General features: G+C 68.5%; 17 protein-coding genes and 4 pseudogenes. 9 read left to right on the forward strand and 12 right to left on the reverse strand.

Going from position 1 to position 19,836, the window contains the following annotated elements; translation table 11 throughout:
- Nucleotides 1-1,162 precede the first annotated feature (1,162 nt).
- Nucleotides 1,163-4,762, reverse strand: coding sequence for an SDR family NAD(P)-dependent oxidoreductase (locus tag ACJX2R_RS00325; RefSeq protein WP_413098177.1), 3,600 nt, complete (start codon nucleotides 4,760-4,762; stop codon nucleotides 1,163-1,165).
- On the opposite strand from ACJX2R_RS00325, the gene ACJX2R_RS00330 reads away from it, so the two are divergent.
- Together ACJX2R_RS00330 and ACJX2R_RS00335 are read left to right on the forward strand one after the other, a co-directional pair.
- Nucleotides 4,761-5,459 (forward strand): ABC transporter ATP-binding protein, encoded by a 699-nt coding sequence (locus ACJX2R_RS00330; RefSeq protein WP_413098178.1) that lies wholly within the window; start codon nucleotides 4,761-4,763, stop codon nucleotides 5,457-5,459. The two genes, ACJX2R_RS00325 and ACJX2R_RS00330, sit on opposite strands and share 2 nt — an antisense overlap.
- Entirely contained in the window at nucleotides 5,459-7,978 is a 2,520-nt protein-coding gene (locus ACJX2R_RS00335; RefSeq protein WP_413098179.1) for an FtsX-like permease family protein, read from the forward strand. The genes ACJX2R_RS00330 and ACJX2R_RS00335 overlap by 1 nt, the downstream gene beginning before the upstream one ends.
- A 157-nt stretch (nucleotides 7,979-8,135) precedes the next feature.
- Here the strand turns inward: ACJX2R_RS00335 and ACJX2R_RS00340 are convergent.
- Nucleotides 8,136-8,525, reverse strand: a pseudogene (locus tag ACJX2R_RS00340) (transposase); the annotation flags it as partial.
- 822 nt (nucleotides 8,526-9,347) lie between these two features.
- Between ACJX2R_RS00340 and ACJX2R_RS00345 the strand changes: the two are divergent.
- From ACJX2R_RS00345 to aac(3), 3 genes are all read left to right on the forward strand, one after another.
- Entirely contained in the window at nucleotides 9,348-9,515 is a 168-nt protein-coding gene (locus ACJX2R_RS00345; RefSeq protein WP_413098180.1) for a hypothetical protein, read from the forward strand.
- Nucleotides 9,516-9,870: 355 nt separating this feature from the next.
- A complete protein-coding gene (locus tag ACJX2R_RS00350) occupies nucleotides 9,871-10,038 on the forward strand; it encodes a hypothetical protein (RefSeq protein ID WP_413098181.1) in 168 nt (55 codons plus the stop codon).
- 255 nt (nucleotides 10,039-10,293) lie between these two features.
- Nucleotides 10,294-11,142, forward strand: coding sequence for an aminoglycoside 3-N-acetyltransferase (gene aac(3), locus ACJX2R_RS00355; protein ID WP_413098182.1), 849 nt, complete (start codon nucleotides 10,294-10,296; stop codon nucleotides 11,140-11,142).
- Nucleotides 11,143-11,537: 395 nt separating this feature from the next.
- On the opposite strand, the pseudogene ACJX2R_RS00360 reads toward aac(3), so the two are convergent.
- The 3 genes and pseudogenes from ACJX2R_RS00360 to ACJX2R_RS00370 form a co-directional block, all read right to left on the reverse strand.
- Nucleotides 11,538-12,435: pseudogene (locus tag ACJX2R_RS00360) on the reverse strand (transposase family protein).
- A gap of 713 nt (nucleotides 12,436-13,148) precedes the next feature.
- Complete coding sequence (locus ACJX2R_RS00365) at nucleotides 13,149-13,709, reverse strand: isochorismatase family protein (protein WP_413098183.1); 561 nt, start codon at nucleotides 13,707-13,709, stop codon at nucleotides 13,149-13,151.
- 278 nt (nucleotides 13,710-13,987) lie between these two features.
- Nucleotides 13,988-14,239: a hypothetical protein gene (locus ACJX2R_RS00370; RefSeq protein WP_413098184.1), complete on the reverse strand. Its 252-nt coding sequence runs from the start codon at nucleotides 14,237-14,239 to the stop codon at nucleotides 13,988-13,990.
- A 578-nt stretch (nucleotides 14,240-14,817) separates the two neighbouring features.
- Between ACJX2R_RS00370 and ACJX2R_RS00375 the strand changes: the two are divergent.
- A pseudogene (locus ACJX2R_RS00375) lies at nucleotides 14,818-15,273 on the forward strand (Ku protein); the annotation flags it as partial.
- Nucleotides 15,274-15,384: 111 nt separating this feature from the next.
- On the opposite strand, the gene ACJX2R_RS00380 reads toward ACJX2R_RS00375, so the two are convergent.
- The 5 genes from ACJX2R_RS00380 to ACJX2R_RS00400 form a co-directional block, all read right to left on the reverse strand.
- Nucleotides 15,385-16,371, reverse strand: a complete 987-nt coding sequence (locus tag ACJX2R_RS00380) for a serine hydrolase domain-containing protein (protein ID WP_413098185.1) — start codon at nucleotides 16,369-16,371, stop codon at nucleotides 15,385-15,387.
- Nucleotides 16,368-16,604, reverse strand: coding sequence for a helix-turn-helix domain-containing protein (locus tag ACJX2R_RS00385; RefSeq protein WP_413098186.1), 237 nt, complete (start codon nucleotides 16,602-16,604; stop codon nucleotides 16,368-16,370). Before ACJX2R_RS00385 ends, ACJX2R_RS00380 begins: the two co-directional genes overlap by 4 nt.
- A 31-nt stretch (nucleotides 16,605-16,635) precedes the next feature.
- On the reverse strand, nucleotides 16,636-17,142 hold the full coding sequence (locus ACJX2R_RS00390) for a hypothetical protein (RefSeq protein ID WP_413098187.1): 507 nt from the start codon (nucleotides 17,140-17,142) through the stop codon (nucleotides 16,636-16,638).
- Nucleotides 17,143-17,252: 110 nt separating this feature from the next.
- The gene (locus ACJX2R_RS00395; RefSeq protein ID WP_413098188.1) at nucleotides 17,253-17,621 is read right to left on the reverse strand and encodes a toxin Doc; all 369 of its coding nucleotides are present in this window, start codon (nucleotides 17,619-17,621) and stop codon (nucleotides 17,253-17,255) included.
- Nucleotides 17,621-17,842: a hypothetical protein gene (locus ACJX2R_RS00400; RefSeq protein ID WP_413098189.1), complete on the reverse strand. Its 222-nt coding sequence runs from the start codon at nucleotides 17,840-17,842 to the stop codon at nucleotides 17,621-17,623. Before ACJX2R_RS00400 ends, ACJX2R_RS00395 begins: the two co-directional genes overlap by 1 nt.
- A 19-nt stretch (nucleotides 17,843-17,861) precedes the next feature.
- On the opposite strand from ACJX2R_RS00400, the gene ACJX2R_RS00405 reads away from it, so the two are divergent.
- Nucleotides 17,862-18,383: a putative quinol monooxygenase gene (locus tag ACJX2R_RS00405; protein ID WP_413098190.1), complete on the forward strand. Its 522-nt coding sequence runs from the start codon at nucleotides 17,862-17,864 to the stop codon at nucleotides 18,381-18,383.
- 103 nt (nucleotides 18,384-18,486) lie between these two features.
- Here ACJX2R_RS00405 and ACJX2R_RS00410 read toward each other — a convergent pair whose 3' ends face one another.
- A complete protein-coding gene (locus ACJX2R_RS00410; protein ID WP_413106172.1) occupies nucleotides 18,487-18,693 on the reverse strand; it encodes a hypothetical protein in 207 nt (68 codons plus the stop codon).
- A 251-nt stretch (nucleotides 18,694-18,944) separates the two neighbouring features.
- Between ACJX2R_RS00410 and ACJX2R_RS00415 the strand changes: the two genes are divergently transcribed.
- Nucleotides 18,945-19,088, forward strand: coding sequence for a hypothetical protein (locus tag ACJX2R_RS00415; RefSeq protein WP_413106173.1), 144 nt, complete (start codon nucleotides 18,945-18,947; stop codon nucleotides 19,086-19,088).
- Here ACJX2R_RS00415 and ACJX2R_RS00420 read toward each other — a convergent pair.
- Nucleotides 19,055-19,334 (reverse strand): annotated as a pseudogene (locus tag ACJX2R_RS00420) (protein-L-isoaspartate O-methyltransferase); the annotation flags it as partial. The gene ACJX2R_RS00415 and the pseudogene ACJX2R_RS00420 overlap by 34 nt on opposite strands.
- Between ACJX2R_RS00420 and ACJX2R_RS00425 the strand changes: the two are divergent.
- Nucleotides 19,279-19,419, forward strand: a complete 141-nt coding sequence (locus ACJX2R_RS00425) for a hypothetical protein (protein ID WP_413106174.1) — start codon at nucleotides 19,279-19,281, stop codon at nucleotides 19,417-19,419. The pseudogene ACJX2R_RS00420 and the gene ACJX2R_RS00425 overlap by 56 nt on opposite strands.
- Nucleotides 19,420-19,836 lie beyond the last annotated feature (417 nt).

The raw sequence follows: 19,836 nt of genomic DNA on the forward strand, positions 1-19,836 counted from the left end.
GCGTCGTCCGCGTCGGCGTCGCCACTTGTGTGCGGCGCGACCAGCGCCTGGCGCCCAGTTACGCAGACCGCAGGTCGGGGGTCGGACGCTGACCGCAGCGCGGTTCCGCTTCCTGTGTCTGTGCGGCGTCGTGTCTGCCGGCCGACCCCTGCCACAGCCGGAGCACGTACGGCGTAGTGACGACTCGCATGCGGACAGCATGCCAAGGCCGAGGATTTTTGACAACACTCGGATATAATTCCAACCCTCGCCGGCCGTCGGCTCATGCATGGATTTCGTAGCCGGTGAACGCCCCTTGCCGGGCTGGGCCAGGGCTCCGCAGGCTGACACATTGACAGGCACTACGCCCCGACACGGCGTGGACAGCGACCGGGGCGCATATCAACGCTCGAACGAGGAACCGTTCCGCCGCCCATCCCGTCTCCATGGTCAATGCGGCACCTCGACGAGAGAAGTCTCGGGGTGCCGTGGAGGCATCCTCCACACCGTCGTCCGGGCCGACCACCGAGGCGGAGGCACTACGACAGCTTGGCCCTGCGCCTCGCGCGTGAGAACCCCGGATGGGGGTACCGCCGGATCCACGGCGAACTACTCAGCCTGGGACACGAGATCGGCGCTTCGACCGTCCGTGCTCAGACGGCGGCCTTCACTTCGTCCAGGTCACGACCGACGACGAGCGGACCTGTCCATCCCCCCCCTGTCGCACTTCGTTCTCGAAGGCCGCGTAGTCCTCGTCGCTCTCCGGCGCGGGAATGAGGTGGGTCAGCACGAGTTGGCCCACCCCGGGCCCGGTCGGCCAACGCGCCGAGGGCGACGGTGTCGGTGTGGTAGCTGAAGATGGTCTCGATAACCGGGTGTCGCCCGAGACGACGATGGTGGCGTCCGGGGTGGTCACGCGGTAGGCGACCGCCTCCTCGACGGGTTCGTCCGACCCGACACAGCAGCGCCACACCAACAACGGCCCCGCCAACACTCATCCTGCGGACACTACCCCTCCCAAACCAAGCAATCCCCGGACTCATCGACATCACCACCGACATCCCCCACCCAGCTCACCACCCGACGCAGTCAGCCCTCCCCCACCCACCGAACCACCCCCACCACTGAGGCGGCAGCAGGGGACGACGTCATGGCGTTCGACACCCGAATCTGCGCCGCCCCGTCACATCCGACTGACCGGGGCGGGCTCATCGGCTCCCCCATAGCCGAGTCGGCCCAGGACCCGATGGGCCAGGGCGTCGATCCCGCTCGCATGGGTGATCTCCATCGGCGAGAACTCGCAGCCGAACCGTCGGCGCAGCGCTTGTGCCAGCTCCGTGGCCATCAGCGAGTCGACCCCCAGCTGGTCCATCGGGCGGGACCGGTCCAGGCTGTCCTTCGGGTAGTGCAGTACGGCGGACAGCACTTCGGCCAGAGCATCACAGACCAGGGTGTGCGCCTCTTCCGGGGCGGCCTCGCCCAGAAGCCGCCGCAGGCCCTCGGGGTCCGACTGGGTGTCACCCGCCGCGTCCGACGGCAGGAGAACCGCGAAGCGCGGGGCGTCCACGGCGGGCAGCATCCAGCGCACCAGGCTCCAGTCCGAGCGATCGACGAACACCACCGAGGTGTCATCGCCGATCATCTCGTCGAGGGCGAGGAATGCTTCGTCCGTGCTGATGGGGAGCCAGCCGCGCTGTGTCATGGCGTCGAGCAGGCCTTCCCTGACCACGTAGCCCGCATCGCTGACCGGGCCGTACACCATGGCGAGCGCGGATTCACCGGCGGCACGGCGGAGGCGCATGACAGCCTCGAGGAACAGGTTGGCCGCGCCGTAGTGGGCCTGTTGCACATTGCCGATGGTTCCGGCGCCGGAGGAGTAGACGGCGAAGAAGTCCAGATTCCTGCCCCGCGTCGCCTCGTCCAGTAAGAGCCCGCCCAGCAGTTTCGGTGCCAGTACCTCGCGCAGTTGACGTTCCGAGAGCTCGGGCAGCGGTCCGTCGTCCAGCACCATGGCACCGTGCACCACGCCCTTCAGCGGATGTCCGCCGGCGTCGATGTCCCGTATGAGCGCGCGTACCTGCCGCGGGTCGGTGATGTCCACCGCATAGGCCATCGCCTTGGTGCCCATCGCGGCGAGCTCGGACAGCAGCGTGTCCGCGCCCGGGGTCTGGGCTCCGCGACGCCCCACCAGGGCCAGGTGCCGGGTGCCGGCCCGCGCCAGGTGGAGGGCAGTGGCGGCGCCGAGGCCGCCGAGTCCACCCGTGATCAGGACGGTGCCCTCCGCTCCGGTCGGCCCGGGATCCGCGCCCGCCCTGCGTACGGGTGGGGCGGCGCGCTCCAGCGGAGGTGGCGTGTCGAAGGAGAGCACGACCTTGCCCAGGTGGCGCGAGCGACGCATGGCCTGGAACGCCTCGTCGGCGCGCTCGGCCGGATAGACTTGGTGGGGCAGTGGCCGGTAGCGGCCGGCACTGATATGTGCGGCCATCTCGGCGAAGGCGGAGTCGGCGGATGGCAGTCCCCGGGTGAGCAGTTGGTGTGCGTCCACACCGAAGTAGGCGAGGTTGTTGCGGAACGGGCGCAGCATCAGGGGCGTGGCCGCGTAGATGTCGCGCTTGCCCAGTTCGATGAACCGGCCGCCGGGGCGCAACAGCTCCAGACTGCGCGGGATCGCCTCTCCTGCCAGCGAGTTGAGGACGACATCGATGCCTTCCCCTTGGGTGAGTGCGGTGATCTGATCGGCGAATTCCAGGCTCCGCGAGTCCAATACGTGGTCGGCGCCGAGCATCCGCAGCAGTTCCCGCTTGCCGGGTGTGCCCGCGGTGGCGATGACGCGGCTGCCCTGTTCGGACGCGTACTGGAGGGCGGCGAGGCCGATACCGCCGGCGGCGCCGTGTACCAGCAGCGTTTCCCCTGGGGCAAGATGCGCCAGCCGGGCCAGGCTGTGCTGGACGGTGTAGCAGACCACCGGCAGCGTGGTCGCCTGGGCGTACGTCATGCCTTCTGGAATCGGCCCCGTCTGCTCGGCACGGGCCAGCACATGGGTGCCCAGGCAGTTTGCCCCGATGGCGTAGACGCGCCGGCCCGGCGCGAGGTGTGTGACGCCCTCGCCCACGGCCGTGATCTCCCCGGCACACTCCAGGCCGAGCGCGATGCCCTCTGCGGTGACGGTCTCGCCACCCGGGGGGTAGATGCCTACGGCCATCATCACATCGCGGTAGTTCAGGGCCGCGGCGCGTACGGCGATGGCCACCTCGCCGGGGCCCGGCGGGGTCTCGGGCCGTGCCTCCCAGCGCAGCCGGTGGTGAGTGCCGGGGGTATCCACGCGCAGTGTCCGCGGCACGGTGGGGGCGCCTGTCCGCTCTCCGTGCGGCCTGGGCCGGTGATGTACGAGCCGGGACGCGAACCGGCCTCCCGGGGTGAGCAACATCTCCTCCTCCCCGTCGGGGCGCAGCAGTTCCCGGGCGAGACGTCGCGCGTCGGCGGTGGGGCCGGATCCCCTCCGCAGGGAGAGTCGGCGAACGGTGGCGCGGGGCTGTTCGTTGGCCAGCGTTCGGCATGCGCCCCAGGCCACCGCGTCCCCCGGTGCGTCGGTCGGCTCCGGGGCGGACAGGGCGCCGCTGGGCCGGGTGACCAGTGACAGGGTCGGGGTCGCGGCCGACGGCAGCTCGCGGCAGTCGGCGGCGAGGGCACGCAGCAGGTTCATACGGCGCACTGCCTGTTCCAGCACGTCCTCGGCTTGGCGGGGCGTGTCCTCGTCCAGCAGCAGTACGAGGTGCGGGGTCCGCGCCTCATGCGGCACTTGCCCAGTCCACTGCCCGGCTCGGTCGCCGGTCCCGATCACCTGCACTTGTTGTCCGGCGGCCTCGGTCAGGCAGGTGACAAGTTCTCGGGTCAGTGTGGCGGTGGGCCGCTCGGCAGCGATCAGCCAATGGTCGCTGTGGCCTTGTGGGAGGGGTTCGGGAGCGGGGAGCGGGGAATCCCCGCGGCGGGCCAGCAGTACGGAGTGGCGGCCGACTGCCGACTGGTCGTCTTCGTCCGCGTCCTCGTTCAGCCGGGTCACCTCGGCGAAGCCGCACTCCACCAGCAGTGACTCCCAGGCAGAGACCGGCAGCAGGGGCGAGGCGGTGCGCAGCTCCGTGTCGCTGAACGACCAGAAGCTGTCCAGCAGGCCAAAGCACAAGGCGAGCAGTTCGGCGTCATGGATCTCCGTGGCCAGCAGTTGCCCGCCCTGGGCGAGCAGGTCCCGGACACGGCGGAGGGTGCGGCGCAAGTCGCTCGTCGCATGCAGGACATTGGTGGCGATCACCAGGTCGAAGGCGCCTTGTGGTGTGCCCTGCTCGCCGGGGTCGAGATCCAGGTCCAGTGCCCGGTACTCGACGAAGTCATACGCCGCGAAGCGGGCCTGCGCACGGGCGAAGAAGGAGGGAGAGACGTCGCTGAAGACGTAGGTGGTGCGCTCGGGGGGCAGCAGGGGCAGCAGCACCGCTGTGGTGGCGCCGGTGCCCGCGCCCACTTCCAGCACCCGTAGCGGCCGGTCGGCCGGCCACTGTGCCACCAGAGCGCGCAGCAGGGCTGCGGAGCGCTGATGGTCGGAGTGCAGCGCCGGATAATGTCCGTAGAAGTGTTCCATCAGATGCTGGTCGGGCTCGGCGAACAGCATCTCCAAAGCGTCCTCCGCGCCCCGCAGCACGGCCGGAAGGTGCAGGCCGCACCGGGCGAAGAGCGTGGCGGCCATGGCCTGCCCCGGGTACCGCTCCACCGTGGCCCCGAGGTTGTCCAACATGGATTCCAAAGTCATCCTGCGCGGTCAAAACCTTCGCCGGGAGTTCAGCAGCGGCGATACGACGGTGACGGCGGTGAAGAACTGCACCGTGGAGATCGCCGCCCATGAGTTCGTCGCCATCGTGGGCAAGAGCGGAAGTGGCAAGTCCACATTGGTCAATCTGCTGTCGGGATTGGACGTTCCCACCTCCGGTACCGTCACCCTGCTCGGCAAGGATCTCTCCACGTTGAGTGAGAAGGAGCTGGCCGGGCTTCGGGCCAGGCATATCGGCTTCGTCCTACAGAAAGACAACCTCGTCCCCTCCCTGACCATCGAGGAAAACGTCGCCGCCCCGCTGGTGATGGGCGGTACGAGGCTGTCGGTCGCTCTCCGGCGAGCACGGGCGACCCTCGACGACGTCGGTCTCGGACACCGTGCGGACCGGTGGCCGAGCGAGGTGTCCGACGGCGAGGCACAGCGCGCCGCGGTCGCCCGGGCCTGTGCCGGTTCCCCCGCCGTGGTGTTCGCGGACGAACCCACCGGCGCACTCGACGAGGAGAACGGCAAACGGGTCCGGGAGATCTTCCGCCGGCTGACCGCAGAGCACGGTGCCGCCGGGGTGATCATCACGCACGACATGGATCTCGCCGACGAGGCCGACATCATCATCACCATCTCCAATGGTGAGACCACCGGTCGCGTGGACAGGAGGACCTGATGGCGCTCGACGCCGCACGGCTGGTCGCCCGCTCGCTGTCCCGGAGCTGGCGAGCACGGCCCGCCAAAATGGTGTCGGCGATCGCCGCGGGAGTCGGCGGGGTCCTCCTGACCACGGCCATGCTGCTGGTATCGGGGTCCGTCCTGGACGCCACGAAAGGGGCATCCATCTCGGCGATCCGCCAGGACATCATCGCGGTGGAGGCGAGGACGACCGGGGGGATGTCCGACGGCACCGTGCGACGGATCAAGGAGCGCACCGGTCGGCGAACCTCCAGTGCTCTGGTGATCAGCACGGCGGTGGGCGGTACGGGCCAGAAGATGACGCCGGCCATTGTGTACGGAGTCGAGCAGAACCTGGGAGAGTTCGTCGACGAGCGGCTCCGCGACCAGATCCGCAGGATGCCGCTCACCGAACCGGACGGGATCTATCTGACCCGGGCATGGGCCGACGCCCGCGGGCTGCGGCCCGGGGACACGCTGCGGGTGAGTTCTCCCTCCGGGGCCATCCGGTGGAAGGTCACCGGGCTGCTGGACGGGGATGTCGCCAATCATGGCTCGGTCGTCATCGCACCGCTGCCGGCGGTCGCCGCGGCGTTCGACCGAGGAACCCACATCGATGTTCTCCTGGTGGATCCAGGTGCGCACGACCCCGCCGCCGTTCGGACCGCCGCCCGGGAGGCCGCGGACGGCTCCGGAGGAGTGATGAGCCCCACCAAGCTCTTCTCCGGCTATAACAAGCAGTTCCGGACGGCGCTGATCATTCTGGCGATGTTCGTGGTGATCGCGGTAGTCACCGCGGCCGTCGTGCTCTACCTCGCCTGGCGGCTCGCGCTGAACGACGCGCGGCCCACCCTGGCGAGGATGCGACTCGTCGGAGTGCGCACAAAGGACCTGATGCTCGGCTCGGCCGCAGTGATGGTCCCGGTACTGCTGGCGAGTTACGCGATCGGCGCGGCCCTCGGCGTCCTGGTCGGCATCCGGATGAGTTCCTTCACCAAGCAGATCACCGAACTGACCCAGCAGGCAGTGGCCCCAGGGGTGCTCTGGCGAACGCCCGTCACCGGATCCTTTGTCGCGGCGCTGCTGATGTTCGGCGCGGCCTGGCTCTCCGGATTGCGCCACTTCGTCAAGATCGCTCCGATCGACGCGGTGACCGGACGGGACGAGTCGGCGCCCCGGCCCGGCGGAGCCAGATCTCCGTTGCTGACCGGAATGGCCTTCGTCGTCCTGGGCTGGGGCATCGTACTCATCGCTCCGGAAGAAATCCGGATGGCGGCGCTGCTTCCCTTACTGGGGGGCGCAGCGCTGCTCAGCATCGTCCTGCCGGTCGCCATCGGCGGCTTGCTGCGCAGCGGCGAACCGCGTGCGGTCCGTATGCTCGCCGGCCGGCAACTCCAGATCGCATGGCGGCGCAACGCGACACTGAGCGTGGCCTTCGCGGTGGCCATCATGACGGCCCTGTGCATGGCGGGCGTGGCCGGCAGCATCAAGGAAACGGTCGGGGCCTCGGTCGAACGATGGACGCCCGCACAGCTCTACGTCCAGGCGGCACGCGTCGGTCACAACCTCCAGAACGAGATGTTTCCCGCCTCCTTCGAGGAGGAGTTGCGGTCGGTGGACGGTGTGGACGCGACATGCTCCTACTCCTACTCCAACGTCGGTATCGGCGACCGGCGCGTCCAGATGTGGAGCTGGGGGGCGACAAGACCGTGCGAAGCCCTCACCGACCTGCGGGTGAGCCGAGGTTCCCGGGACTTTCTGACCAGGTTGGGGAGGGACGAGATCGCGATCTCGTCGAACTTCGCGCGGACCCGGCACATGTCCGTTGGCAGCACCGTGCGGATGCCGCTGCCCACAGGCCACCGAACGGTCACGGTCAAGGCCGTGGTCGACGACTCGGCGTCGGACGGCGGGATGATCATCGCCGGGTCGCGGCTCTACCACGAAGTGACGGCGAGCTCCGGTTCCTACGCGTTCTACGTCGCACTGCGCCCAGGCGCCGACGCCGCCAAGGTCAAGCGGTCGATCGAGAACCTCTTCGGCACACACCACCCCAGGGCAGTGGTACTCACCCAACACCAGCTGCGCACCATCTTCGCTTCCATCGTGGCGCGGCTGGTGAGCGCCTTCGAGGCGTTCGCGTGGGTGATGTTCGTGCTCGCCGTGCTGGTCGGTGCCACCACGCTCGCATCGGGTTTCGGGGAACGACAACACGCACTGGCGCTGACCCGGCTGACGGGGGCCACCGCGAAACTGGTCGGCAGACAGATCGTTCTCGAGTCCCTGCTGGTCGCGGTCGCCGCCTGGGCGGTTGCGATGCCCGTCGGTCTTCTGTCCATCAGGCCGATGCTCGACGCCCAGGCTCTGCAGAGCGGTGTGCTCCCCCCGGTCACGGTACCCATGTGGCTGACCGCCTTGAGCCTGCCGCTGGTGACCCTGTGCATCCTGCTCGCCTTGCTGATCGCCAATCCCAAGCGGGCCAATACCCCGCTCCGCGCATTACTCGCCCAGGAGTGAAGCATCGCGGGTGGGCATCCGCGCACCCCATGGGCCTTGGGAGTCCGCCGCACCGGCGACGATCCCCGAGAGGGTGCCATGATTCCTTGAACGTCGGCACCAGCCGTATCCGTCGCCGTCGGCAAAAATCTTGGCAGTTCGCCATGCGACGTAGGCGTCGCCCCAGGGCGAACCATCGGATGCCGAGCTGTTCGGCCTGTGCGGCGGCGTCGTCGCCCGGCGCCACACGCAGTGCGTCCAGTGGTGCGGTCCACGAGCTGCGGCCCGCCTCCAGCACGCAGATGATCGAGTACGGCCATCCGGGGACGGGAATGTGCTGGTTCTTGCCGCGTCCGCACATGTGGCACAGGCACAGGATCCGCTGCGGTGAGGTGTGGGCGTCGGGACGCAGCCAGCAGGGGATGTCGGCGGCCAGCACCAGCCGGCCATCCGCCGCCCGTGGCAGCGGCACCGCAGCCAGCGCCCGCCGCAGCCGGGCGATGTCCACCCGGCCCGCGGCCAGGGCGTCAAAGAGCCCGCCGTGTCCGCGGCGATACTCGCCGACCAGGAGTACGGCTTTCCCGTCTTGGGGTTGTGGGTGGTCCGGAAGGCGTCGACGGCCGCACTCATGTCGGCCAGTTGCAGCTTGTGAGGTTCTTCTCCGTCGCGACGGTCAGCGAGTCCAGCCGATGCGATTCCGGCTGCCTGGACCACGAACCGCAAGTCTATGACGGTGGGCCTTACCTGTCGCCCGTATTCCTTGGTGAGCTCTCTCAGCCACTTCTGCCGGATCACGGTGAAGTCGATGGTGCCGGTGACCGCGCGATACTGGCGGTTTTTGGCCGCGATCAGTCCGCCGGGAAGCCCGGTTCCAGGTCCAGCAGTGAGCGTAGTCCGGCAGGAAGAAGCGGGATCAGAGAACGAACTCGCCCCGGGACCAGGACGACGTCAAGCTTGTCGCCCTGGTGCAAGGCGTAGAGGATTTCGGTTCGTACTTCTGGAGACGCTGGCCGGAGGGTGAATTGCGCCTTACCGATTCCATGGTTTGGGCCGCTGTGCTGGTTGCCCCGTCGGATACCCGGTATGTGGACGGTGTCGAAGTCCTGCGGATATCCCTTGCTCCGCCGGTCATGCGTACAACCAGAGCGGTAGCTGTTGAACGATTCCACTGGTGCCAGCGCACCAGTTCAAGAAGCGGCTGATCCGCGCTAGGTAGTTCCGCTGCGTGTGGGGTGAGCGACCACGGGCCCTCAGCGGAACTGTCATCGAATACCGCACCACCGAACAGCTTCTGCAATCCCACGCCGACCTGTGGCTCACCAGATTGACGGGCCTGCGGCCCGGAATCCCCGAGAGAATCTGGGCTGATCTTCTTGAGCAGGCGCACCAGGTGCTGAGCGCCCGCATCGATGGCCATGACACCGGCGAAGACAGCCCACTGGCGAGCGTGGTGACGACGGTGGACATGGCACGCCGGTATGCCGCCGAAGGCAACCTCCAGCAGGCCACGGTCCCCCTCAGCTACGCCGAACCCTCGCCCTCCGGCTGTGACGCCTGAACGACGGAATCCTCGACACTTTCCAGCGCGCCACCTGCCTCTCTGGGGCCCCTCCAGCCGTGTTGAACCTCGGCGCCCCGGAAGCGCCTCCGGCGCGGGCCCGGGGCCGGGTTCGACGTTCGGCGAGCGCGATGTCGTGGGGAGACGACACGGAGCGAGGCAGTAGCCGACGGACACGGCCCCCTGATCCCGCAGCCCAAGGCGACCGCGGAGGAGCTACGTGCGGCGCTGGCGCAGATCGCGCCGAGCCAGGTGGCCGCATTCGATGCCGACCGGACGAAAGCTCGATGGCGGCCGCTCGTGAGCATGTGGACGCGGCGCCGATGCGGCGATTCCTGCGGCAGTGGCGTTGACCGTGGCGATCGAACGCCACCCCGCCCGCGCAGCACGCCTGCGCGAGCTGGAGGCACGCGCCGCGCAAGTGGAGGACCTGACAGAGGCCCGGACAATCGCCGCCGAGGTGTCTGCCATCCAGACCGAGGCGGCGGGCGAGGCGGGTATCGACCGGCGGGCTGGCGGTTGACCGGCGAGAGCCGGTGGCGGTGGGAGTACGAGCCCGACTTCGAGCACGTGGCGAAGGGAAGCCTGAACGCGTCATCGCTGAAGTGGAGAGACTCGCCGGACAGCTCGTCGACCTAGCCGAGATGGGGATCGACGTCACCGACATCGGAGACGGCCCGCGTCCAGGGGGTGCCGACGGCGTGCGGCGCCTTCCCCTCCTCGATGAGGCATCAATTCAGTTGCCCAGGATGCGTGGCTCAGGGATATGTTCGCGATCATGAACGAAATGGACTTACTCAAGCGCTCCGGCGGTCCTGTACTCCGAAGCCGGATCAGCCGTGACCTGACCGCGCTCGGCCTCGCAGACGGCGACATCGTCATGTTCCACACCCGCATGTCCGCCATCGGCTACGTGGCCGGAGGACCGCAGACCATCATCGGCGCTCTCCATGACGTGGTCGGAGCGCGGGGAACCCTCATGGTGACCTGCGGCTGGAATGACGCGCCCCCCTATGACTTTGCCACATGGCCACAGGGCTGGCAGTCCGCCTTGCGTGCGGAACATCCCGCTTACGACCCTGGCATCAGCGAGGCAGACCACAACAACGGCCGCCTCCCCGAAGCGCTGCGCCGCTGGCCCGGAGCCGTTCGGAGCCGTCATCCGGACGTCAGTTTCGCGGCTCTGGGAGCGGCGGCAGCCGAGCTGATGGCCGACCACCCCTGGGACGATCCCCATGGCCCGAACAGCCCCCTTGCACGGCTGGTCGCCCGCGGCGGCCGGGTCCTTCTGATCGGCGCTCCTTTGGACACCATGACGCTGCTGCACCATGCCGAGGCGCTCGCCAAGGCCCCCGGCAAGCGGTTCGTGGATTACGAACAGCCCATCCTCGTGCAGGGTCAGCGGGTCTGGCGCCGCTTCCACGACATCGACTCGGAGGACGGGGCTTTCGACTACTCGGCAGTGGTGTCCGAAGGGCAAGAGCCGTTCGAAGCGATCGCCTGGGACATGCTCGCCGCGGGAATCGGCAGGCAGGGCACGGTCGGCGCTGCCGAAAGCTATCTGTTCGAGGCCGCGGAAGTCATCGACTTCGCCACTGCCTGGATCGAGTACAAACTGAACAGGTAGAGACGCATGAGAGGTATCCGCACGTCTCCGGGCCCGCTGCGATCAAGAGGCATAGCCAGGGCAGCCAGAGCTGGTCAGCTCGCCCGAAGAGAGCCGGGCCCTTCCGGACCGCGCCTGTCAGGGACACGGACCGACAGGGCCCGGTGACACACACGCTATCGCTACCTGCGGCTTCACGATCACAGACACTCATAACCCGACGCAGACCGGGGCAGAAGTTACCCGATAGGGGTGGCCTCACTCTCATTACCAACCATGAAGCCGCGAGGATGTCAATCGCATTCACGAACGGAGCAATGCGATCCCCCTTCCCGCTGCCCGAATGGCCCTCGCCCGGCTAACGAGTTGGTGCGTGATAGCGGGTGAGGCGTGTCTCGCCTGGTCGTGGCCTGTTTTTAGGCGGTGATGGTGCGGTCGGAGACGAGGCCGGCGATGGCGCGGTAGGTGTCGGGAAGGCGGTCGCGTGGTGGGTCCAGCGCGTTAGTTGTTTCCAGCGTTTGTGGTCAGCCAGGGCGTGTTCGACCGTGATGCGGTCGGAGGAGTGCACGTGACCGTCGCGTTCCCACTGCTCGACTCTGCCGGGCAGTGCTCCCGGACGCGGTCTTCTTGGTGGTGTGATCGCTTGCCCGCGGTGGTCGCGGCTCAGGCCGAGGCAGCCGTCGTCCAGGAGGACCCCGACGTCGGGGAAGTACGGGAAGCAGATGCCGATACCCTCGTCGCGGGCGGCCGTGGCATCGTGCATACGACCAGGCCGCAGGGTGTCGGTCCATAACGTGCGGCCCCGCCGGTCAGCGATGACGGTGGCCTTCATGGTGTTCTGTTTCTTCTTCCCGGAAACAGATGCGCGCCGTCCACCGCGGCCGGCCGGTGGCCGGCGTACCTGGATCTCGGTGGCATCCAGCCGCAGCTCGATGCCTTCGGCCTGGGCGCAGGCGAACACGTCGGCCATAGTCCGTAATCGCAAGTCGGGGCGGTCGGGGACTGCGCACCCCCGCTCGGCCAGAAGCGTACGTATCTCCGCGATCGCACGGGTGACGGTGGAGCGGTCGACGCCGAACAGCAGCCCCCGTACCGAGTGCGGCAGGTCGTGCCGCAGACGGATCAGCGTGGCCACCAGCCGGTCGACGAAGACCAGCTGGTGGCGGGCGCCGGCTCCCGCGGCCCGCTTTCTGGCCCCACCTCGCGCAGCATGACGGCGACCCTCGACCCGGCTTGCCACGGCACCGCCAGCTCCTCGACCAGACACGCAAGATGACGCCGAGAGATCCCCGTGAACAGCCGGTGCGCCAGCATCGCCCGATTGACCGTGATCGCCACAGACGGATCATGCCACCGGCCAGGTACGACACCTCACCCGCTATCACGCACCAACACGTTAAAAAAACGGAACTGCGCCCTCACCTGAGAAAGTACTGGACCACCCCACCCCGGGCGAACGCGGAGTTCGCGGCCCGGATGGAAGACGTACTGGCCGTCTACGCCCAGCCTTTTGACCCGGCACGTCCGGTGGTGTGCATGGACGAGAAGTCCTACCAGCTCCTCAACCATGCCCGCGACCCGCTCCCGGCCCGCCCCGGCCACGACGCCCGCCAGGACAGCGAGTACATCCGCCGCGGCACGAGCTCAATTCGGCCATGCTGGCCAGGGCCCGGGGGCTGGCGGCGTCCTCACGCAACCGGGCGACTTCCGCCTCCAGCTCACTGATCCGTGCGACCTTGCCCTCCAACTCTTCCAGCCGGTGCCGCAACTCGTCGCTCATGCCGTCATTCTCTCAGGCCGCGCCACCATCGTGTACGGCGGCTTCCTGGCAGTTCCGGCCGACAGCCGGCTCGGCCAGGTAGAGCCAACGGCTGGCGTCACCGCCGCGCAGGCCACCCTGGATCCGGCCGTATCTGTGGTCGGGTAGCCGGATCACAACACGCGTGTGACTGAGCGGCCGAGTTGGTGAGCGCTTGAGTTGGCCCGGGTGAGCGTCGTGGCCGGTCCGCAGGGCGCAACTCAAGTCGTCAGGATGTGCCTGCGAAGACGACGTCCTTGGTCTCGACCGCCCCAGCCGTCCGCCCCGGCGCCGTCTGGTAGGTCCAGTACAGGTTCGTGTGCGCGATGACCTGGTCCGGCGGCGGCGCACCCCATGCTGTCTTGTCGCCCGTCGTGTGGGCGTCGCTGACCAGGGTCGCGTCGTACCCTCTGGCGAACGCGCCGTGGAGCGTCGAGCGGATGCACGCGTCGGTCTCCGCGCCGACGACGACGAGCCGCCCAACACCGAGGCCCGACAGCACGGTCTCCAAAGTGGTGTCCTCGAAGGAGTCGCCGTAGCTCTTCTCGACGAGCGGCTCGGCGTCCCCTGGAGTGAGCTCCGGGACGATCCGCCAATCGTCGCTCCCCCTCGTGAGCTCCTCGTCGGAGTGCTGGACCCAGACGACCGGCGCCTCTTCCTGCCGCGCCCGCTCGACGAGGCTGGCGACGTTCGCGACGACCACGTCGCGCTGGTGGACCCCTTCGACGACACCCATCTGGACGTCGACGACAAGGAGCGCGGTGTTTGGCCGACTCTCCAATGTGGTCATGATCCTCCTTTACTCGCGCTGGGCTCGTGTCTACGCACGGTAGCCCCACCCACCGACAGCGGGCCGGACGTCGACCAGCGCCGCCGCCTCGGGCTTGCGTAAACCACGCAGGTGAGCAAGGCGACCTCTGCCCTGCGGGCCAACCACGAGGCTCACCCGGGCCAACTCAACCGCTCACGGGCCATCTCAAGGACTCAGTCACAACGACACACCGGGCGTCAGCTCACCGCCCTCATCGGAAATCGAGCAGGCATATCATTCCGGGCTACGGCCAGAGCCTACGACTTCCCCCGGACCTGCTCTCCACGCAGGAAGAACTCCACCAGGTCGCCGCCGCCCTCACCGCGCTCCTCGAGGGCCTCCCGTGGCCCGTTGAGCCGCACCCGGGGCTCAGTGACCCCGACATCTGGCGCCCGCGGCAGCGCCCCGCGACCGACGGCTGGTCCGAGGAGGACCAGAAGGAGGTACATCGGCTGCGGGACCGGCAGCGGGAGCTGACCATCACCGTCGTCACCCAGCCTTCTGGGCAAACTTCGAGGGCCCGGACCTCGTCACCGTGCGGATACAGCTCAAGCACACCCATGCCGCCACCTCCGCCGCGTAGCCGTGGACGCCTTCAGCCCCGACACCCCGGACCCGGACGCCCCCGGGCCTCCGGCGTGGGTCGAGCTGGCTGACGGCCAGAGCGTCACCGCCCAGGTCGTCGACCGCCGCGGCGCCGGGGGCGGCTGGTGGTACGAGGTGCGTTTGCCCGTATGGGCCGAGGTGGAGCTGCCGAACCGCATCACGGTCGAGCCCGACACGATCGTGACGCGCATCCCCGCCCACCTGATCAGCGCCATCGAGGGCACCGACTACTCCGCCGTACCGACCCGTCGGAAACACCGGGCACTCCGACCGCCCCACTCCTCCCCCACCGCCCCGGCAGGCCGGTGGAGCGTGCAGCACCTGCCCGCGCCCGCCGGCCGCCCCGACGCAACCCAGCCGGGCCCCGCTCTAGTACCTGCGTCAGGCTGGCAGCGGGCTGAGCTGAGCACTCTGTCGCTGGCGTGCCTACGCTGGGACATCCCAGGGGGACACAGCAGGTGTCCCATGTCCCGTTTGGAGCGTGTCTGTCACCTTCGGTTTGGTGACGATTTCAGTGAAGATGTACTCAGCGACCGAGGATCACTCGATCCGGTTCCGGCAGATCCACTCGCCTGATCATGGCCTCATCCGCAACCGGAAGGTGTACGAGCTGGACGGGCAAGTCCTCGAACAGCACGAGATCGGCCGAGCCTACGAAGCGTCGAAGGACCTGCTCGTGCCCGTCACCGATGAGGACCTGGACAACCTGCCGCTGCCCACGGCCCGGGCTATCGACGTGCAGGCATTCGTTCCCGAGGAGCGTCTCGACGCCATCCGCTACGGCAAGCCGTACTACCTCGAGGGAGACGGCGCCGTCGCCGCCAAGCCGTATACCCTGCTGCGGGAAGCCCTCAAGCGCAGCGACAAAGTCGCCGTCGCGAAGTTCACCTTCCACGGACGCGAGCGCCTCGGTGCCCTCCGCGTCGTCGACGATGCTACTGGTGATGTCGGATATGGGAACTGGCTGAATGCCCTGAGACCGAGAGGCGTCTTTTAGGGGCCGACCGTAAGTGTCCGCTAATGACAGGTGTATCTTGCTCGCTTGATGTCATCGGCCGTTGTTGTTGCTGTACTCGGCCAGGAGTGAGAATCCGTGACGGTCGATCGGTGCGGCGGTGGCCGAGAGGAAGACGACGCCGGTGCCGGTGCCACGGTCGAGTCCGAGCCAGGACCGGAAGCCACCGGTACCGCCGTTGTGCCAGGTAATCGGCCGGTCTTTGACCTTGATCGTGATCCACGCGGCGCCGATGCGGGCGCCCACGCCGAATGGGGCGACCGGATCGAGCGCGGCGACGCCCGGGGCACTGCCGTCGAGCACCGCTGCTGTGAAGCGGGCCATGCTGGTGATGGAAGCCCGGACGCCGCCTGCCGGTCCGAATCCCTCGCCAGTCCAGGGTTGCCGTGGCTGTCCGCGGCGGCTTCTTCCGGTGAGCGCCCCGGGCCGAAGCTGGTCGGCCGTCCCGGGAACGTAGAAACAGTCGAGTTCCAGCGGGGTAGCGATGCGCCGGTGGACGAGCTCGGCATAGGTCGTCCCGGCGGCGTGGGCGAGGGCGTGGCCGAGAAGCTCGAAGCCGAAGTTCGAGTAGCGGGACTGCGGCTTGCCCACCGCGACACCTCGGGCCTGGTCGAGGAGCTGTTCGAGGTCCTGGCCGTAGGGGTTGATTCCGTGTCGCCACAGGGCGATGGTGCGCCGCCAGGGTCGCGCGGATTTCGGCAGACTCGGTAGGCCGGACCGATGCGTGCTCAACGAATGCAGTGTCACCCGCGCGGCGGGCGCGTCACCGAACGGCAACAGGTCGCCGAGGGTCGTGTCGGGGCCGATTTCGTCTCGTGCGAGGGCCTCGGCATACAGCAGCCCGGTGACGGCCTTCGCTATCGAACCAATCTCGAAGTCGGCATCGAGGTCGGCTCCTCGGCCGGCCACTGTCATGCCCTGAGGCGAGACCGCAGCCGCCGCGGCGACCGGGTGGCGCATGCCCAGGAGTTCGCCGAGCCTGGCAGCGAGTCGCTTGTCGCCGTGGATCGCGGCGGTCATGACCGGTCGCCGAACAGTCTCCGACCGCCGTGCTTTTTGTGGACCGCCTGCTTCGAGACGCCCAGGACAGCGGCGATCTGCGGCCACGTGGCGCCGTTGTTGCGTGCGCGGCGTACCAGCACCGCTTCGATACGTTCCATCTCGGCGCGGAGTTGCGCCACGGCACTCAACCCCACCAACGGCTCGTCATCGGCCGTCGACGTCGCGAGCTTGGTCAGCTGTTCTACATCCATGCGTCAACCGTAGTTGACCACCCATAGCTCGTCAACGAAAGTTGACGAAGGCTGCCAGAAGCCACCCCGGATTCCGTCGGCGGGCCAGGTCGGTGGCGTAGGTGGTGCGGTTGGCGGCGGCTTCGGCGGACCAGCGTTCGGCTGAGTTGATGTTCAGGCCGAGGAGGCGAGCGAGGACGACGGGCGGGAGTGCGGCGGTGAGTTCGATCAGGGTTGTGTTGCGGGCGGGTCGGGCGCGGATTCCGAGCTTGTTGAGGGAGATGGTCAGGCGGGATGCGGAGATCGGTTCTCCGGCGCTGAGTCCGGGGATCAGCCAGGGGTGGTCGGGTGTGCGGCGGAGGGTGCCGTGTCCGTGACGGCGGTCGGCGAGGTCCAGGACGAGCTGGGCCAGGGGGTCGGGCAGGGCGGTCGGCACCGGGCCGAGGGCGAGGTGGACGGTGTCGTCGGAGCGGGTGATCGTAGCCGAGCGCGGGCGGCGGCACGGGCCTGCTCCTGGCTCGCTGTGACCACCTGCGCGCAGCGTGGTGGCATCTGGCACAGGAAGAAGGCCCGATCTCCGGTGGCCCGGGGTTCGGGCCCTGCCCTCTTGAAGAAGGCGTTCAGCCGACGTTCGGGTCCTGGTCGACCAGCCGCGTGAGTACGGGCCTGTCAGATGCGCCAGGAGCGGAGGCGGTCGGCGGCGTCGAACTCGGTAGCCTTGCCGCCGGTGATCTCCCGCACGAGGTCGATCAGCCCGCCGTACGGTGCGTTGACGCCGTGGCCGGAGGCGTCCATGTAAGCGACGGCCACCATGCAGCCGTACAGCTCGTTCCGTACCGGAAGCGGGCGCAGCTGGACAATGGTGTGCAGGAGCACCGCCGCCCGCCACGGGGCGTCGGGTTCATATCCCATGGCCGGGGTGTTGACGCGATGCCTGGCCACCGCGGCCACCAGGCCGGAGTACTCACGGACCGAGACGTCCGCCATTCGCGCGGCCTGGACCTCCAACAGCCAGGGCACATCGATGTAGAGCTCCATCAGGCAGCGCGCGTTCCCGGAGCCTCTTCGGGGAACGCCTGGTCGAACTCCGCCACGTTCTCATCGTAGAAGGCGACCGCGGTGGCGAGGAACGTTCGACGCGTCCGCTCGCGCAGGCTCGCATCGCGCACGTATTCCTCAGTGGGGACACCGGCGTCCCGGGCCGCCGCCTCCAGGGCGCGCAGTTCCTGGTCGCTGAATTCCACTCGCAGCTCGGCCATGGATAGACAGTACCGGACCATGGCAGACCAGGAGGCTCGATCGGCGAGCACCCGGGGGACTCGTGTTCCCATTCGCTCGCCAGCGACCCTGCTCGTCAACAGAGAGCCCGACTTGGTCGTGCAGCATCACAGGCCGGGCGATGAGTTCCGCGGATGCCGGAAGTCCACACACGTGGGCTGCCTATTCGGCCCAGCCCCTTGCCAGGGGGCTTACGTCCCTGGGGATGCGAGAGAAGGGAAGAGCGGCGTGTCGGTGATCGTGGCCGGGAAGTTGTACGTGGACCCCAAGGACAGGGATCGCTTCGTCGAAGGGCACCGCCCTATCGTGGAGGCCGCCCGCAGTCACCCAGGATGCCTCGACTTGTCCATCTCACCCGACCCGATCGAGCCGGGCCGGGTGAACAACTTCGAGCACTGGGAGTCGCAGGAGGCCCTCGATGTCTTCCGGGCGGTGGCACCGCGCCCCTCCGTATCCGTGGACATCAAGGACGACCGGGTACTCAAGCACGAGATCTCGCATACCGGGCCGCCCTTCGACTGACGGGTCCGGCCGGCGACATCGCCCTCGCCTGTAGTGCAATCATCTGGCGAGGGCGTTTCGCTGATCCGTGGTCGCGCGCGGCATGGCCCAATGGGATCGGCTTCTATACCGCGGCCCGGCCGCGGCTCTGGATCGGCCATTGCGGCCCCGCTGCCGGGTCCCGGCACCATACGTACTGGTGCTCGGGCTCCACGGTCATCTCGAAGTCGTACAGGGTCGGCTGTCCCTCGTTCAGCCACCAGTCCCAGGCAGGCTCCAGTTCGTCGGCCAGGTTCGTCGGCCAGGCGCCGCGGGCCGCCCTGATAGGCAATGGCCTGCCCGTCGGGGAGTGTGGTGAGCGTGGCCCAGGAGGCGACGCCATCGTGGATCCACACGTTCACGCCGTCGTCGTCCACGCCCGTGCTGATGCGCACGCCGGGGAGGTGGATACGCAGCGCGAACAGCAGGTGCGCATCGTCCTTCAACGGGTGCAGGTCCCGTGCGAAGGGCCGTTCGCCGTCGGCAGGGCCGGTGCCGCGCACGTGCGGCCAGCTGCTCGCGGGCGGCGTGCCGCGGGCAGGCATGAACGTAGCCAGCCCCCGCATCCACCCCACGGCCGAGCGGTGGTCGTCGGCGACGGTCAGCGCGACGTGCCCCAGCCGCCCCCACGGGGTGACGATCCTCCCGCCCGGCCGCGTCTGCTCCACCCACACCCAGGGCACCTGATCGACGGCACACGTGGAGACCACCCGGCCATACGGCACGCCGGACAGCCAGCCGGGCCAGTTCGTCGTCCACCTCAACGCTGACCACTCGCCCAGGGTCCGCGCGCCAGGCGAGGAGGGCCGCGTTCCAGCCCGTCCCGGCCCCCAGCTCAAGGACGCGGTGGCCCGGTTCGAGCATCAGGGAGTCGAGCATGTCCACCACGATCGACGCACACGACAGGCTCGAGGAGGGCGCGCCGTCGGTGATCTGGGTGACGGCCGCGTCGAAGGGCCGGCCGTACACCGCGGCGGCCCACCGAGTGGGGTCGGCGCCGCGGTCGAGCGGCTGGTAGGCGTGGCCATCCCAGTGCCACAGCCGGTCCGGCGCGAAGGCGTGCCGCGGTACGGCGGCGACGGCCTGCCGCGTCCACGGCGAGCGGGCAGGCCACAGTCCGTGCTGGTCCATGGCCTCGTCCAGCCGCTGCCGCAAGGAGTCGTAGTCGGCCACGCGGCTACTTCCGGTGTGTCCCGGACGGCAGCGGAGGCGGCGGCACCTGCCCGTCCGAGTTGTTCGGCGGCGTCCCCTGCCCTGGATGAGGATCCGGTTTGCCGTGCTTGCTCACGACCCACTCCAGATTCCTCACTTCTGTAACCGCGTCATGATGACGCGATATCAGGCACAGCGGTAGAGCGCGCGGGAGCGCCGACCGGGGCAACGACATGGCCGCCATCGCCTGGCGTCGTCTCCCCCGTCTCCTGGCGCGTCGGCC

The organism is Streptomyces sp. Inha503, from assembly GCF_047215865.1.
GTDB lineage: Bacteria > Actinomycetota > Actinomycetes > Streptomycetales > Streptomycetaceae > Streptomyces > Streptomyces lycopersici.

Excerpts from the sequence above, each read along its gene's own strand:
- ACJX2R_RS00380 (WP_413098185.1), bottom strand. The coding sequence starts at position 16,371 with ATGACCGCCGCGATCCACGGCGACAAGCGACTCGCTGCCAGGCTCGGC.
- ACJX2R_RS00385 (WP_413098186.1), bottom strand. The coding sequence starts at position 16,604 with ATGGATGTAGAACAGCTGACCAAGCTCGCGACGTCGACGGCCGATGAC.
- ACJX2R_RS00325 (WP_413098177.1), bottom strand. The coding sequence starts at position 4,762 with ATGTTGGACAACCTCGGGGCCACGGTGGAGCGGTACCCGGGGCAGGCC.
- ACJX2R_RS00395 (WP_413098188.1), bottom strand. The coding sequence starts at position 17,621 with ATGGAGCTCTACATCGATGTGCCCTGGCTGTTGGAGGTCCAGGCCGCG.
- ACJX2R_RS00415 (WP_413106173.1), top strand. The coding sequence starts at position 18,945 with ATGAACGTAGCCAGCCCCCGCATCCACCCCACGGCCGAGCGGTGGTCG.
- ACJX2R_RS00405 (WP_413098190.1), top strand. The coding sequence starts at position 17,862 with ATGGCAGACCAGGAGGCTCGATCGGCGAGCACCCGGGGGACTCGTGTT.
- ACJX2R_RS00365 (WP_413098183.1), bottom strand. The coding sequence starts at position 13,709 with ATGACCACATTGGAGAGTCGGCCAAACACCGCGCTCCTTGTCGTCGAC.
- ACJX2R_RS00335 (WP_413098179.1), top strand. The coding sequence starts at position 5,459 with ATGGCGCTCGACGCCGCACGGCTGGTCGCCCGCTCGCTGTCCCGGAGC.
- ACJX2R_RS00330 (WP_413098178.1), top strand. The coding sequence starts at position 4,761 with ATGGATTCCAAAGTCATCCTGCGCGGTCAAAACCTTCGCCGGGAGTTC.
- ACJX2R_RS00425 (WP_413106174.1), top strand. The coding sequence starts at position 19,279 with ATGTCCACCACGATCGACGCACACGACAGGCTCGAGGAGGGCGCGCCG.
- ACJX2R_RS00400 (WP_413098189.1), bottom strand. The coding sequence starts at position 17,842 with ATGGCCGAGCTGCGAGTGGAATTCAGCGACCAGGAACTGCGCGCCCTG.